Source organism: Fictibacillus barbaricus, from assembly GCF_014635025.1.
GTDB lineage: Bacteria > Bacillota > Bacilli > Bacillales > Fictibacillaceae > Fictibacillus > Fictibacillus barbaricus.
In genome coordinates, this window is sequence record NZ_BMCE01000002.1 from 599,909 (window position 1) to 614,840 (window position 14,932).

Sequence of the window (14,932 nt, forward strand, 5' to 3'; positions counted from 1 at the left end):
CCAAAAAACAATTTTATTTACATGGGTAATTATAGTACAATCCTTATTTTGAGTCAATATTAAATAATAATTAATTTAAATAAGGATTTTCGCTACCACGTTTTAATTTCTCCTTAATGATAGCAATTTAAACCCAAAAAGTGAAATAATCCGCTCATTTTTGACAAGTTTCATTCTCAATGCACTTGTTTAAATTGAGGATTGCTCGGGAAATCATATCTAAAAGGAGGGATTCAAAATGCTATATGAATCATTAAAAGAACTGCCTGAGGGAGTTAGAGATCACCTCCCACACCACGGACAAGAAATTTATAAAGAGGCCTTTAATTCTGCAATTAAAGAGTACAAAGAGGAAGAGACTGCACATAAAGTGGCTTGGAGTGCTGTAAAACACAAATATGAAAAAACAGAAGACGGAAAATGGAAAAGCAAAGACTCCTGATTATTCAGGAGTCTTATTCATTGGTTCGGAACTAGTTTCCTCATTATGTTTTTCAATTACAATTTTTTTTATTTGTCGACCATCCAGCTCTAAGATCGTAAAACGATAACTCTCATAATTAAATGAGTGATCCTTTTCAAGATCAATGGACCTTGTTAAGACCCATCCTCCAATCGTATCTATTTCAGAGTTATCAATATCAAGTGCGAACAATTCATTGATTTGAGAAATCAAAACCTTACCATCAACCACCGTCTTATCACTGGAAATTTGCTGGATCTCTGGTTCTTCATCAACGTCAAATTCATCTCTAATTTCCCCTACAATTTCTTCTAAGATATCCTCAACTGTTACGATTCCAGCAGTGCCGCCATACTCATCCACTAAAACGGCCATATGGGTTTGATCTTTTTGCATTTTTACCAGCAGTTTTTGAATGGGAATCGTTTCATGAACTGTTATGATTGGACGAATGTATTCTTCTAAATTAAAATCTTGTCTGCTGAAATGTTCATTAAAGAACTCTTTAATGTTCACCAGTCCCACAATATGATCTTTATCGTCATTCCCTACTGGATATCGTGTAAACTTTTCTTCCCGCATGATGGCCATATTTTCTTCAGACGTGTTTTCTAAGAATAAACAAACCATCTCCGTTCTTGGAATCATGATTTCTTTCGCTATCCGATCGTCAAATTCAAAGATTCGATTCACATAACGGTACTCTGATTGATTGATCTCTCCACCCTGTAAACTTTCTGAAAGGATCAGCCGTAACTCTTCCTCTGTATGTACCACTTCATGCTCGCTTGCAGGACTGATTCCAAAGATTCTTGTTAATAGATTAGCCGATCCATTTAATAAAAAGATAAAGGGATACATCACTCTATAAAATCCGATGATGGGTTTTGCCGTCGCCAGAGAGATGGCCTCTGCTTTTTGAATCGCAACTGTTTTTGGCGCCAGTTCTCCTAACACGACATGAAGGAATGTAATCAGAATAAAAGCGATCGAAAAAGATAAAGTATGTGTCAGACCTTCGTTTAGACCGGCTCGCTCAAAAAGCGGCTTCAAAAAGATTTCAACGGTTGGTTCACCTAGCCATCCGAGTCCTAGCGCGGTTATTGTTATCCCTAATTGGCAGGCGGAAAGATAACCATCTAGATTTCCTATTACCTTCTGGGCAGCAATGGCCTTACTATTTCCTTCTGATGCTAGATGATCGATTCTTGTTTTACGCACTTTAACAATTGCAAATTCAGCTAAAACGAAAAAGGCGGTTAGAACAATAAGTATGATAATCATAAGGACATTAAATATTGGCATAATAACCTCCCCATCAGCATTTTTAATGATTGGTCAACTAATTCCCTGTTAAAACATGGGTTAAACAGAAATAAAGGGGCAGCATGGCTGTCCCCAGGAGTGCTATGATTGTAATTTGCTCTCAACAGCCTGACAAACTTCCTCTGCTGACATACCATGAGCGTTCAATACAGAACCTTGAATTACTGCATCTTGTATGCCCATAACGTTCTGATCTTGCCCAGTAATTACACAGCAATCACAGCCATTTGCGTCTTGTTCTTGACGAAGTTCTACTACTTCATGCCCTTTCGACCGCAAAGCATCCGAAACATTTGTTAATGATTGTTCTACACCAATTCTAGCCATATTCCCACCTCCTTACCTTTTTTTAATCTTTCCAACTCACAATGGGAATATGTAACGCAGGAAAAATGGCCTGAGTGAAAGTTGTTGCGGGGTAAAAAAGGTGAAGACCATAAATCTTCTTGAAGACTCATAGCTGTTCTCATTCTCTATATTTTTAAGCAAACAAAAAAACGGCTATCGCCGTTTTTTTTACTTATGTTTACCTTTGAAGGTCAAATATTGAATTAAGAGATCGACTGCGTATTGAATTGCTCCTTCTTGAGGCTTTAACTTGGAATGATGCAGACCAAATGCTGTATCAACTCCAAGCCAGAACATAAAGCCCGGTACTTTCTCTAGGAAGTAACCGTAGTCTTCACCTGTCATTGCCTCTTTGCATTCAATAACCTTCACTTTTGAATTTTGTTGAGCAAATTGAATAAATTCACGAGTTAACTCTGGTTCGTTATCCACTTGCCTATAATTAGAACCATAATCAATAACTGCATCACATTCAAAACTACTCGAAATACCCTCAATAAGCGATTCAATACGTTTTTTTACCTTTACCATAGCTTCGGGAGAGAGTGTTCTGATCGTTCCCTCAAGTCTGGCTCGTTCGGCGATAATATTTTGCTTCGTTCCGCCTGTTATCTTGCCTATGGTGATTACAGCAGAATCCAGAGGATCTATGTTCCGTGAAACGATGGTCTGCACCTGTGTTACGAGATGACTTGCTGCGACCACCATATCGTTACTAAGGTGGGGGTAAGCTGCATGACCGCCTTTTCCGATAAGATCAATAAACAGTTCTGATGTATTGGCAAACAAAAGGCCTTCTTTTACAGCAATCGTTCCTACTTCATACTCAGGTGCAATATGCAGGGCCGTTATCATGTCAGGTTTTAACTGTTGAAAAAGCTCACTTTCACGCATAGGCAGTGCTCCACCGGGTCCTTCTTCTGCTGGCTGAAAAATAAATAACAAGTTGTCATCTATAGGGTTCTCAACAAAATGAGATAAAAGGCCAATCGCGATGGTCATATGAAGATCATGACCACACGCATGCATCATTCCATCGTGCAATGATGAAAATTCATAACCTGTTTCCTCGGCGATCGGAAGCCCGTCCATATCCGTACGATACGCAATCGTTTTAGACGGATTCTTTCCGTTTACTTTAACAAAAATACCAGTCTCCCACGTATGAACCTCTAGATTCTTCTGATGAAGTGTGGAGATGAGATCAAGGATATACCTTTGAGTCTTAAATTCTAAAAAGCCAGGCTCCGGTATACGGTGCAGGTCTTTTCTAATCTCAAGTAATGATTTCATCTTTTCCACATCCCCTATTTGTTAATCGTTTAATTGACGAAGCTCTTGCCTGATCTCTGTTTTTGATTTTGTTTTTTCGTCGATCTTCTTTAGAACCCGTGCAGGTGTTCCACCGACAACTGTATATGGTTCTACATCTTCGATAACAATTGCACCTGCAGCAACTACAGCTCCCTTACCAACTGTAACTCCTTCTAAAACAACTGCATTCGCACCGATTACTACATCGTCTTCTACTACAACAGGCTTAGCAGATGGCGGCTCAATAACACCTGCAAGAACAGTACCTGCACCAATGTGACAGTTCTTTCCTACTGTTGCACGCCCACCTAATACAACGTTCATATCGATCATCGTGCCTTCACCGATTACAGAACCAATGTTAATAGAAGCTCCCATCATGATAACAGCATTGTCACCAATCTCAACTTGGTCACGGATAATCGCGCCAGGCTCGATACGTGCTTTAATGTTTTTCATATCTAATAAAGGAATCGCCGAGTTGCGGCGGTCGTTTTCAATCACATAGTCTTCAATGTTGCTTTCGTTCGCTTGAAGTGCTGCTTCGATCTCTTTCCACTCACCAAACAATACTGCTGTATTGCCTGAAGGAAATACTTTTGTTTCTTTCCCGAAGTCAATGTTTTCAAGATTTCCTTTTACATAAACTTTTACAGGTGTAGATTTTGTGCTGTTTTGAATAAATGAAATAATTTCGTTTGCATCCATCATTTTCATGTTTGCTAGTTCCTCCTTAAAAGTCATTCTGTATTGTATTAAACCACTAAATATAGAAAGATTCAAACCTTATTCACCAGTGAATTTTCGAATTAAATCCATAAAAACATTCACTTGTTTAAGTTCAGATCCTGTTCCATGATGAATCAGCCAAGTATCACGCTTAATGGCGTTGCCTTTCTTATCGGTAAGCGGAATTTTAAATACGTCATCCTCTGGTCTAAGACTGATTGAAGGAAGTATCGCATAGCCGATTCCGTTAAGCGCCATCTGCTTGCACGTTTCAATCTGGTCGACCACTATTGTTTTTTGCGGTGTTGTTTTGAAATGAGTATGCCACCAATCCTGAATCTCTTGGTAATAGGTTGAATGGCTTTTAAATTGGATAAAAGGTTTTGAAGTCTCTGGCAGTTCTTCAATTGAAGAAATCGTTGTATCCACTAAGAATAAGTGATCAGATAGGATATGCTCCTTGCTGCCACGCCACTCTGGATTTCCTCTTACAATACCTAGATGAATCCTGTCTTCATACAGATGTTTTATAATTTCCGAACTCCACCCCGTAATTAAAGAGACATTTACATGGGGATACAATCTCACATATTCTTTCAAAACATGCGGAAGCCAGTATTGCCCAATTATTGACGCAACTGCCAGTTTCAACGTACCGTGAACATGCTCTGAAAGTGATTGAAGTTCTTCTTTAACTGCTTCTTCTTTTTGCAATACATCCGATACAAAAGAAATTATTTTTTCCCCGGCTGGCGTTAATCTTAATCCTCTTTGTGAACGGATAAAAATATTGGTTCCCCAATTATTCTCGATCGATTGCAGGCGCTGGCTGAGAGCAGGCTGGGAAACATAAAGCCTTTCGGATGCTTTTCTCATGTTTAACTCTTCAGCAAGAACTTGAAGTATACGAAACTCTGATAATTGCATGATTAGCCCTTTCTTATCCTTGATAAGTTTTACTTATTAAATGATGTCCATTTTATGTAATTTATTTTAAGTATACCGTAACATAGGATAGATATGTAAAGAGAAATGAAAGGAAGTGAACGGCTATGTATATTCTCATTGTGGTAGGTTTTGTTGCTACTTTTATCGGTACCCTTTCTGGAAGCGGAGGTATGATCAACTTTCCAATCATGCTCTTGTTAGGTGTTCCGGTACATTCAGCCATTGCATCCAACAAATTTGCTAACATGTTTAGTTCTTTTTCAAGCTTTTTTGTACTTTTACGAAAAAATGATACAAAACTTACACCTTATTTTATGTCAGGAGCTATAAGTCTAACCGGCGGCATATGCGGGGGATTGATAGCTTCATCGATCTCCAGAGAAAACTTAACTGTAATTGCGCTTATCCTTCTGACGGGTGCTTTATTTTTGACTTTTGTAAAAACAAAAAAAGAGGCTGACCCTGAAAACGAAATACAACAACTGCCTCCTGCCAAATACCCTTACCTTTTTGGTATAGGCGCATATGATGGCATGTTCGGTCCAGGGCAAGGAACTCTGCAGATGCAGCTTTTCTTAAGAAGCGGTTTTACTTATTTACGAACAGTTTCGTTTACAAGGTTCAACACGTTCTTAAGCTGTACAGGCGCAGTATTTACTTATTTATGGGCCGGCCATTATATGTGGGATGTTGCTATACCACTTACGATTGGAAGTATTTGCGGAGCACAAGCAGCGATCAAACTTGCACCAAAGCTAAAAACTAAACAAGTTACAATCCTGATGAGGACTGTAACTGTTCTGCTTATTATGCAATTAATTATACAATGGGGGTAATCCATATGAACATTATTGGCATTCATCACGTACAACTATGTATTCCGCACGATAAAGAGAAAGAAGCAAGGATCTTTTATCGAGACGTTCTTCAGCTTAAAGAAATTCCAAAGCCTGATTCACTCAGTAAAAATGGCGGTATGTGGTTTCAAGCAGGCAATCAAGAATTGCACATAGGGATTGATAGCCAGATATTAAAAGGAAAACATCATCCCGCTTTCTTAGTGGAAGGACTACAAGATCTTCATAACCATCTGGCTGAACAAGAAATAACTATTCAGCAAGAAATACCGATTCCGGGCTTTAACCGATTCTCCATTCGCGATCCATTCGGCAACCGAATCGAGTTTATCGAACGGGAATTACTTTAACGTGTCTTCCTTGTCCTTCCCATCTTCTGGTTCAACGTGCACTTGAATACTTTCAACATTGTAAGCTTCTTTAATGGTATCTTCTATTTTTTCAGTGATCTCATGACTTTCAACTACATTTAAAGAAGGATCTACCTTAATCGTAACATCAATGATTGCTCGATTACCGTGTTTTCTTGCTTTAAGATCTCCAACGTTTTCAACACCTTCAACATCGAGAATCTTGTGCTCCATTTCTTTTCCTTCTTCATAATCAAAACCATCGGATAAGTTGTGAGAAGTTTCGGTGAAAATCTCCCAACCGGTCTTGATGATGATCAGGCCGACCAAAACAGCCGCAGCAGGATCAAGCCATGGTAAACCTACCTGCGCGCCAAAAATCCCTACTGCTGCTCCAATACTTACAAAAGCATCCGATCGATTATCAAGCGCTGCTGCTTTTAGTCCTTGACTATCTGTTTCTTTGGCAACCTTTATATTATAGAAATATACGATAAGCATAACCGCGGCACCAAACAAGGCTATTATGGCAGCTGTTAACGAAGGTTCTGTTCCTACTCCGTTAACCATTTTTTTAATAGAAGAAATTAATACTTCGATTCCAATTACAACCATGATGAAGGATGCTACCATGGATGCGATTGTTTCTGCTCTTAGATGACCATACGGATGATCCTCGTCTGCTGGTTTACGGGAAATTTTTAAACCGATAAGTACTGCTATTGACGCAATGATGTCAGTTGCATTGTTCAATCCGTCTGCGACTAAAGCATCAGAATTATATATAAATCCTGATACAAGCTTGACGATAGAAAGAAAAATATAAGCTCCTAAACTAAAATAAACACCGCGTTCCACTCTTTTTTGCTGATCAGATTGCATTCTCTATTCTCCTTCATTCAATAATACCTTTTACATCATAAAGAATGGTTTCCGGGTGGGTCTAGAGCAATCTTTTTCCCTATAGGAAACATTAATGTTCATAGATCATTTTTTTTGTCATTCCGCCATCAATTGTAATGTTTTCTCCAGTGATAAAATTATTATCACTTTGAGCAAGGAATAAACAAGCTCTTGAAATATCTGCAGGCATTCCTACTCTTTTTGAGAGATGCTGTTCATGGTCAATTTCTCTTAATTCTGTGTATTCCCCCGTATGTATCCATCCTGGACTAATGGAATTGACCGTAATAAAGTCATCAGTGAAGGAGGCTGCAAGTGCATGTGTTAATGCTACTATCCCGCCCTTTGTAGCGGCGTATGCTTCAGAATGAGGCTCAGACATAAAGGCTCTCGTTGATGCCATGTTAATAATCGATCCGCCGCCAGATCGTGACATGTACTTCGCTGTTTCCCTAGAAAATAAGAAAACACTTCTTAGGTTGGTCTGTATGATTTCATCCCATTCGTCTACTGATAATTCATATGGAGATTTCCATTTAGAAATGCCAGCATTATTAATGAGACAATTGATTTCCCCCAATCTATCATGTGTTTCTGAAACAGCTTTTATTATTTCTTGTGGATCTTTTACGTCACAAGTAATAGCGGTAGATTGCGGCTGAATCTCTTTAACCTCCGCTAAAGTACTTTCTAATTCATTTGCGTTAAAATCGATTAAGGATGGAATCCATCCAGCCCTGGCAAAGTCGAGAGCAATTTGTTTGCCGATTCCCTTTGCTGCTCCTGTAACAATGACGACCTTCAATTCTTTACTCAACACATATTACCTCCATATATTTTATGTATTATCCTATTCATTCCCCTTCTTTGTTCATTATCAACAAGACGTGTAAAAGAAACAAAAAAAAAGAAAACTGCCGACAAAGTCGACAGCTTACAAATTATTTCTTTCGCCAAGGACCACAAGGCGGGCATGGTGGCGGACAAGGACAAGGCGGCTGGATGATCGGCTGAACTGTTCCGCAAAGGTTTTGCTGTGTTGCCTGGTTCACCACGTTCGTATTTTGCGGGAAGTAATGTACATATTTATAGTTCGTCTGATTTACTTGAGTAGTTTGTGTTGGATGAATCATTGGAACATATACATCTTGCTGGTTATATTGAACCTGTTGATTAGTAGGGCTATATTGGGCAGGCAAAACTTGCGGAGGATAGTATTGAGATGGCGAGACTGGAGGATAACCACAACCACCCATTTGAGGCAATTGACCCATCGCTCCCAACGTAGGGCCCATTTGAGGCATTTGCGCCATTGCTCCCGCTGCAGCAGCCGGCATACCCATACCTTTCTTAGCAAAGATCCCAGGGCGTTTAAAGATAGACAAAAAAATGTTCTCCTTTCAAAAAACATAAATCATATTTCTCTTTATTTTATGTAGGACCCCTTAAAAAGTTCGTCCAAATATTCCACTTGAAAGAAGGAATTTAAATATTGCAGAAGAACTTATGAAACTAAGTTGTTATAAAAAGAGAGGGAGAGATGACTTGAAGTTCTTAATATCTTTTTCAAACAAATTAATGCAAAAGTATATGCCTGATCCATTCTTATTGGTTATTCTGCTTACTTTTTTTGTCTGCGGACTTGCATTGATCACAACCAACAGCTCCCCTGTACAAATTATTGAATATTGGGGTACCGGCTTTTGGAGCTTATTGACGTTTTCGATGCAGATGGTCTTAATTTTAGTTACCGGACATGTTATGGCAAGCAGTCCATTATTTAAAAAACTCTTGGGCCGACTTGCAAAAATCCCACGAACACCTGGCCAAGCCATCATCTTAGTAACGGTTGTAGCTTTAATCGCTTGCTGGATAAATTGGGGGTTTGGACTTATAATCGGAGCATTATTTGCTAAAGAAATCGCATCAAAAGTAGACGGAGTTGACTATCGACTTTTGATTGCGAGTGCTTATAGCGGATTTATTATTTGGAGTGGAGGATTATCTGGCTCAGTTGCCTTAACAATCGCTACTCCTGGTCATTTTTCAGAGGAAATAATGGGAGTTGTACCTACCAGTGAAACCATCTTTTCACCATTTAACTTCGTTATCCTAGGAGGACTTTTTATATTAGTGCCTATTATTAATCGATTAATGGTGCCTCCAAAAGATAAAGCATTTGTAATTGATCCGGCTTTGTTAAAAGACAATGAATCTCTTGAGGCAGCAACAATCGAAGCAACTTCAGCGATCACACCGGCTGATCGGTTGGAAAACAGTCAGCTTCTATCCATACTTATAGGTTTATTAGGACTATCGTTCCTAGTCTATTACTTCGCAAAGAACGGTTTTGCTTTAAATCTTGATATCGTTAACTTTTTGTTTCTATTTATTGGTATTATTCTGCACAAGACACCAAAGCAATTTTTGAAAGCGGTTTCTGACTCTGTAAAAAATGCGAGTGGAATCATTATTCAGTTTCCGTTTTATGCTGGTTTGATGGGCATTGTTTCATCCTCAGGACTTGTAGGCGTTTTTTCAAATGCCATCATATCTTTTTCAAATGAACATACCTTTCATTTATTTACTTTATGGAGTGCAGGTCTAGTTAATTTCTTTGTTCCATCAGGCGGAGGTCAATGGGCTGTTCAAGGGCCTGTCATGTTGGAAACAGCTCAAAATCTAGGTGTCTCTTTATCTAAAACGGCAATGGCAGTTGCTTGGGGAGATGCATGGACGAACATGATCCAGCCATTTTATGCACTGCCTGCATTGGCCATCGCAGGCCTGAAAGCAAAAGATATTATGGGATACGGTCTAGTCATTATGATCATTACAGGCGTGTTTATCTCTGGCGTGTTTTTACTCCTATAGCTAAAAAGCCTCCTTAATAATTAAGGAGGCTTTACTGTTTGCTTATATGTATGGCGACCCGAGAGGGGTTCGATCCCCCGTCCTCTACCCGGTCAATCTTATAGTGAAAATCAATTTCTGATTAAAAACCGATAATTACCACTAGTAACAGTTATTTTTAGTAATTCTAAAAGTTTATTTTAATTTTCATATGTACGCCTCATTTTGTTAATTTTATAGTCTTCTAATTATTACTTGCTACTTACATCATAATCCTGCCATTACATAAAAAAAGGCACTTCTCCAACTTGAAGAAATGCACCCGATTGTAGAATAAGAAAAGTTTACATTTTTGTTGTTTTATTAAATAACAAAATATTACATTAGCATTATTTACAGACTTCAATTAAAATGGAGAAAATTCAGGAAAGTAGGGGTGATCAATTTGAATAACAAGATGAACCAGTTGTTTAAGGAACAAAGGAGTGTTCATGTGCTGTATTCATACAAGGTAATGAAGAATTACATTGAACAGGTTGTTAGTTTTATTCATGATGGAATTGTAGCAGGAGATTACGTAATTCTTATCGAAAATGAACCTTTTTACCGTATAATTCACAAAGAACTTAATCAAAGGTTAACGAAAGAACAAATGGAGTTCGTTCACCGTGTAAACAACTTCGATTTCTATTATTCAAGCGGCAGTTATCATCCTCCTGCAATCACTGATTATTTTAATAAAGTGGTACAGCCGTACGCGGAAAATAAAATTTCTTTCCGATCATGGGCACATGTGGAGTGGGCTACTATGGAAGATCCGCTGCATCTAATAGAAGATTTTGAGAGAATAGTAGACCAAGCTGTAAACCATCTGTCGTTTCCATTAATTTGTGCGTACGACGGGAACAGAATGCCAGACTACCTCATAACGATTTTGATGGAAACACATCCTTATGTTCTAATGGAAGATGATTTCATACCTTCCGAACAATACAAGCCCTCGACTGATCTTAAAAAAATAAAGAAAACACTCTTATAGTTTCTTCTAAACAGATTTTTGCACCGTTGTTGAATAACTCATTACAGGAATGCTGCCATTCCTCAATCTGCCTGTTTGTGGAATATTTGTTGCTTAATAAATAGCAACCTCTTATTCTATTCATCTAATTATTAAAGAAAAGTGAGTCCCTCACCCAAAAAACTTATTTCTGTTTTAGATGATGTGATAGAAGTGAAATAAATTCATTTTGAGCTTCCAAAGGAGTGAAATGACCTGCACCCTGTATGATCTTATAGGAAGCATGAGGCAATTCTTCATTTTTTAGTTTTAGTCCGAGTTCGGGATTTATGAAGGTATCGTACTCTCCAAAAATGATTGTTACCGGTATTGAAAGAAATTCAGCTAAACGTCCTCGATAAATCTCAAGCTTATCCATATCTCCTGAGCGGTAAAGCTCTAAAGTAATTTTATCCTTGGCAGGATCTGTGAACAATTCATAAAAATCCTCAACAATGGCATTAGAAACATTCGGGATAGATTTTTTTATAAAACCTTCAAATACTGGTTTGCTTCGCAGATAGGCAACCCATTTCTCCCCAATGCCAAGAGAACGAATAATTAATGCGTCTTTATGCCACACAAAATCAGGACTAAAAGTAGCGTTTGAAATGATTAAACTTCGCACACGCCCGGGATGTATACAAGCCCATCTAGTCCCGATAAGGGCTCCCCAATCATGGGTGACAAGATGAAATTGCTCAATGGAAAGTTCGTCTATAAAATCACTTAAAAACTCCATATAACGTTCCCAAGTAGACGGTTCATCGAATGCCTCACTTTGTCCAAAACCAGGAAGGTCTGGAGCGATAGCTCTATATCCAGCCTCTTTAAGTGCCATAACTGCTTCTTCCCAAAGCAATGAAGATTCAGGAAATCCATGTAAAAATAGTACTGCTGGAGCTTCACTCTCGCCACAATCCAGATAGAACGTTTCTTTACCTCTAACTAAAACAGTTTTCTTTTGCATCATGAACAACTCCCATTCTTTTTAATACCGACCGGTCTGTTTTAAAATTAACACAGTATTAAACTCTTCTGCAACCTATTTTTTTCTTAGTTAGAATTCTTGATAATTTTTTAAAAGTAGTATAATATTTTGATACCAATCGGTATCTTTTTAAGTGGAGGGTTTATAATGCGCAAGGGTCAATTAACGAAAGAACATATAATCCGCGAGTCGGCTGGTTTATTTAATACAAAGGGATATACAGGCGCTTCTCTTTCAGAAATAATAGATCGTTGCGGTATACGCAAAGGTGGAATTTACAATCACTTTGAAAACAAAGATGAAATTGCTCTTGCAGCTTTTGACTATTCTTTTTCGCAAATTCTTAGTTTCCTTTCCAAAACATTAGAAAATGCCCCCAACTCAAAAGAGAGACTCTTGGCCATCTGCAGAGTTTATATTGATATCATTGAAAACAACTCTATAGAAGGAGGATGTCCGATATTAAATACTGCTATCGAAAGCGACGATGGACACCCTCTGCTTAAAGAACGTGCTCAGAATGCTATGAAAATGTTTATTGATAGATTAACCATGATTATTGTCAAAGGTATTGAGAATAAAGAATTTAGAAATGATATAAACCCTGAAGAGGTGTGTACCTATATAATTGCTGTGGTGGAAGGTGGCGTGATGCTAAGCAAATTATTTGATGATAGTAAATACCTACGACATTGTACAAATAATGTGGTTCAGTATATTGAGGTTCAGATGCTGAACAATAATATATAATTTTAATCCATGAAAAACCAGAGGCTCTTTGTTTTATTACGTTTTAACATGATACTCTCTTACTCCTCTTGTTTTTAATTCTCTTAAATATAGTCTCCCATATGCATGGATCTTCCGAAGATGCCGCGTTTATTGAATAAAAAAGAGAGCTGCTATCAGCCCCTTGGATCTTCAACTAACGCACCTGTTTGTTGAATATGACGAATTATTTTTTCTGTAATACCAAGAATATGCCCATTCCAACAACAGCAATTAATAAAATAAAAGCAAATGCAGGCATTCCCAGATCATTACCCCAAGCCAATGTTCCTTGTTTAGTTGTTATATAAGCCGCAGATGCTTTAAGGGAATCGGCTAATTGTGCTACTGTGTAAACCATTATCCCAGTTAACACTGCTTGAGCAATAAGAAAATACCTTAATACTTCTTTCATATTCTAACCCCTTAAAAATTTGGTTTTCTTCTATTTATTGTTTATCTAACCTGCCCTTTACTTCCACAAAAAAGAGCACTTCTCCTTCTTGAAGAAATGCACCCGTTGCCTTAGTAGTATATGGCTTAAGTAAACTCGAAAAACACTTTGATTAAATCAAAGTGTTTTTGAGGATTTTTCTTTTTTCTTTATTGTACTTGATTGTCTGACTGTTGTTGATTCTGTCCCTGATTTCCTGTTCCCATCCCTAACATATTAGATGCGATCGGAAGCATATTCTTCATGTTTCCACCGTTTTTGCTCATCATTTGATAAGTTGCAATTCCTACTCCAACTGAGGCAATTACCGGTAAGATTTTATCCATGGTTGTTCTCATTTTTATCACCCAAGTTTATTTATTGTTCACTAATTTTGGAACACTGTTAGTTTGGCTAAAACATTTAAGAATATAAAAGGGAATTAGTACTATTTAACCTTAAATTACTTCTTAAAAGACACGTTATTAACAAATACTAAACCCTTTTTCCAAAAATATTTCACGATATAAAAAAGATTTCAGCTTAGTTCATTTCAATCTTGGGAACTTTTATCCGATCATGAAGGGACATCTCTTCGTTATAAGAAATATATTCCGAAACAATACCTACTTCATCAAAAACTTGACACATGAGTATATAGTTATTATCTTTTCCTTTTGTTTCAAGACTAAAAGAAAATCTTCCGATTCGTAGCTTGTAAAAATGAAAAGTTAAACCAAGCCATTCCTCTCGTTTTATTTCTGTATCCGGATGGAACATAATAATACTCGCTAGGTCACTAACTGATAAAGAAGGATGAGTTTTAAGTTTTTCGACTACCCCTTTCATGCCTTTCGGAATTTGCTTTCCTATTGTTTGTGCCCATTCAATTACTGGTCTAACCCATTCTTTCATTTCGTCTACCTCCTTTATCATTTTATTTATTTTATTTTTTGATTGGTAGTATAGAAAAAACGTGTTAAATATTCTCAGATTAAAAAAGGGCTTTTAGGTCATACGGGGGATTTAGCATGAATACGAACATATTTTTTTCCTCATATTAACTTAAAACAAGTCGAACAAAATTTATACTCTGGACTTGGAAATCCAGAAACCTCAAACCTTCAAAGCTTTGTATGTATCCAGATATTAAGGGCATAGTAATTGAAGACGTTAAGTCATAAATAAATTTAAGAAAGGATAATTTTCATGCATAAAAAATTGCTTCTCAAGTTAACAACGATATTTTTATCTTCTATGATAATAGTTGGTTGTAACTTTGACCAAAATGGTCCCGAAGATCAAAACCAAATGAATGAAGATATTGAGGAAACCAATTTTCCCAATGATGGTAGGGATAACGACAATCTACCTGGCGTAGATGAAAATGATAACATGTTAAGAGATGATGAAAAGGATAGAGACCCAGATCAAGAAGATCCGATTGAAGATCCAAGAGATATGGGTGATGAAGATAGAAGAGACGAATAATTAAGCGAAACGTTCCCCAATAGGTTTCTGACTCTTTGTTAACTAAATATAGGAGTTTTATTAATAAAACCTGAAAATCAGAAATGATCTTCAGGTTTTTT

At 37.5% G+C, this 14,932-nt stretch carries 19 protein-coding genes; 7 read left to right on the forward strand and 12 right to left on the reverse strand.

The features are described from left to right. The first annotated feature begins 238 nt into the window (after positions 1 to 238). Positions 239 to 442, forward strand: coding sequence for a ChaB family protein (locus IEV52_RS12395; RefSeq protein ID WP_188402835.1), 204 nt, complete (start codon positions 239 to 241; stop codon positions 440 to 442). Here the strand turns inward: IEV52_RS12395 and IEV52_RS12400 are convergent, their stop codons facing one another. The 5 genes from IEV52_RS12400 to ccpC form a co-directional block, all read right to left on the reverse strand. Further along, entirely contained in the window at positions 443 to 1,768 is a 1,326-nt protein-coding gene (locus IEV52_RS12400; RefSeq protein WP_188402836.1) for a hemolysin family protein, read from the reverse strand. It abuts the gene before it with no gap. Between the two features lie 102 nt (positions 1,769 to 1,870). Then, positions 1,871 to 2,116 (reverse strand): YkuS family protein, encoded by a 246-nt coding sequence (locus IEV52_RS12405; protein WP_188402837.1) that lies wholly within the window; start codon positions 2,114 to 2,116, stop codon positions 1,871 to 1,873. Positions 2,117 to 2,305: 189 nt separating this feature from the next. Further along, a complete protein-coding gene (locus IEV52_RS12410) occupies positions 2,306 to 3,430 on the reverse strand; it encodes an N-acetyldiaminopimelate deacetylase (protein ID WP_188402838.1) in 1,125 nt (374 codons plus the stop codon). Positions 3,431 to 3,451: 21 nt separating this feature from the next. Beyond that, complete coding sequence (dapD, locus tag IEV52_RS12415) at positions 3,452 to 4,168, reverse strand: 2,3,4,5-tetrahydropyridine-2,6-dicarboxylate N-acetyltransferase (protein WP_188402839.1); 717 nt, start codon at positions 4,166 to 4,168, stop codon at positions 3,452 to 3,454. A 69-nt stretch (positions 4,169 to 4,237) separates the two neighbouring features. Next, positions 4,238 to 5,107, reverse strand: coding sequence for a transcriptional regulator CcpC (gene ccpC / locus IEV52_RS12420; protein WP_188402840.1), 870 nt, complete (start codon positions 5,105 to 5,107; stop codon positions 4,238 to 4,240). A gap of 125 nt (positions 5,108 to 5,232) precedes the next feature. On the opposite strand from ccpC, the gene IEV52_RS12425 reads away from it, so the two are divergent. Beyond that, positions 5,233 to 5,964 carry a sulfite exporter TauE/SafE family protein gene (locus IEV52_RS12425; RefSeq protein WP_188402841.1) on the forward strand — a complete coding sequence of 244 codons (732 nt, stop codon included), beginning with the start codon at positions 5,233 to 5,235 and terminating at the stop codon, positions 5,962 to 5,964. Positions 5,965 to 5,969: 5 nt separating this feature from the next. Further along, entirely contained in the window at positions 5,970 to 6,335 is a 366-nt protein-coding gene (locus IEV52_RS12430) for a VOC family protein (protein WP_188402842.1), read from the forward strand. On the opposite strand, the gene IEV52_RS12435 is transcribed toward IEV52_RS12430, so the two are convergent. From IEV52_RS12435 to IEV52_RS12445, 3 genes are all read right to left on the reverse strand, one after another. After that, positions 6,327 to 7,217, reverse strand: coding sequence for a cation diffusion facilitator family transporter (locus IEV52_RS12435; protein WP_188402843.1), 891 nt, complete (start codon positions 7,215 to 7,217; stop codon positions 6,327 to 6,329). The genes IEV52_RS12430 and IEV52_RS12435 overlap by 9 nt on opposite strands. Before the next feature lie 91 nt (positions 7,218 to 7,308). Further along, positions 7,309 to 8,055, reverse strand: a complete 747-nt coding sequence (locus IEV52_RS12440) for an SDR family NAD(P)-dependent oxidoreductase (protein ID WP_188402844.1) — start codon at positions 8,053 to 8,055, stop codon at positions 7,309 to 7,311. Positions 8,056 to 8,179: 124 nt separating this feature from the next. Next, positions 8,180 to 8,623, reverse strand: a complete 444-nt coding sequence (locus IEV52_RS12445; protein ID WP_229754277.1) for a CotD family spore coat protein — start codon at positions 8,621 to 8,623, stop codon at positions 8,180 to 8,182. Positions 8,624 to 8,783: 160 nt separating this feature from the next. On the opposite strand from IEV52_RS12445, the gene IEV52_RS12450 reads away from it, so the two are divergent. Then, positions 8,784 to 10,112, forward strand: a complete 1,329-nt coding sequence (locus IEV52_RS12450) for a short-chain fatty acid transporter (protein ID WP_188402845.1) — start codon at positions 8,784 to 8,786, stop codon at positions 10,110 to 10,112. 436 nt (positions 10,113 to 10,548) lie between these two features. Then, entirely contained in the window at positions 10,549 to 11,130 is a 582-nt protein-coding gene (locus IEV52_RS12455; protein ID WP_308464579.1) for an MEDS domain-containing protein, read from the forward strand. Positions 11,131 to 11,293: 163 nt separating this feature from the next. Here the strand turns inward: IEV52_RS12455 and IEV52_RS12460 are convergent, their stop codons facing one another. Further along, positions 11,294 to 12,118: an alpha/beta fold hydrolase gene (locus IEV52_RS12460; protein WP_188402847.1), complete on the reverse strand. Its 825-nt coding sequence runs from the start codon at positions 12,116 to 12,118 to the stop codon at positions 11,294 to 11,296. Between the two features lie 168 nt (positions 12,119 to 12,286). Between IEV52_RS12460 and IEV52_RS12465 the strand changes: the two genes are divergently transcribed. After that, entirely contained in the window at positions 12,287 to 12,889 is a 603-nt protein-coding gene (locus tag IEV52_RS12465) for a TetR/AcrR family transcriptional regulator (protein ID WP_188402848.1), read from the forward strand. 205 nt (positions 12,890 to 13,094) lie between these two features. On the opposite strand, the gene IEV52_RS12470 is transcribed toward IEV52_RS12465, so the two are convergent. The 3 genes from IEV52_RS12470 to IEV52_RS12480 all read right to left on the reverse strand — a co-directional run bounded on the left by IEV52_RS12470 (position 13,095) and on the right by IEV52_RS12480 (position 14,255). Then, positions 13,095 to 13,322 carry a hypothetical protein gene (locus tag IEV52_RS12470; RefSeq protein ID WP_188402849.1) on the reverse strand — a complete coding sequence of 76 codons (228 nt, stop codon included), beginning with the start codon at positions 13,320 to 13,322 and terminating at the stop codon, positions 13,095 to 13,097. 188 nt (positions 13,323 to 13,510) lie between these two features. Continuing rightward, complete coding sequence (locus tag IEV52_RS12475) at positions 13,511 to 13,687, reverse strand: hypothetical protein (RefSeq protein WP_229754278.1); 177 nt, start codon at positions 13,685 to 13,687, stop codon at positions 13,511 to 13,513. A 196-nt stretch (positions 13,688 to 13,883) separates the two neighbouring features. Further along, positions 13,884 to 14,255 (reverse strand): hypothetical protein, encoded by a 372-nt coding sequence (locus tag IEV52_RS12480; RefSeq protein WP_188402851.1) that lies wholly within the window; start codon positions 14,253 to 14,255, stop codon positions 13,884 to 13,886. 294 nt (positions 14,256 to 14,549) lie between these two features. Between IEV52_RS12480 and IEV52_RS12485 the strand changes: the two genes are divergently transcribed. Beyond that, positions 14,550 to 14,831, forward strand: a complete 282-nt coding sequence (locus tag IEV52_RS12485) for a hypothetical protein (RefSeq protein WP_188402852.1) — start codon at positions 14,550 to 14,552, stop codon at positions 14,829 to 14,831. The last annotated feature ends 101 nt before the right edge of the window (positions 14,832 to 14,932 follow it).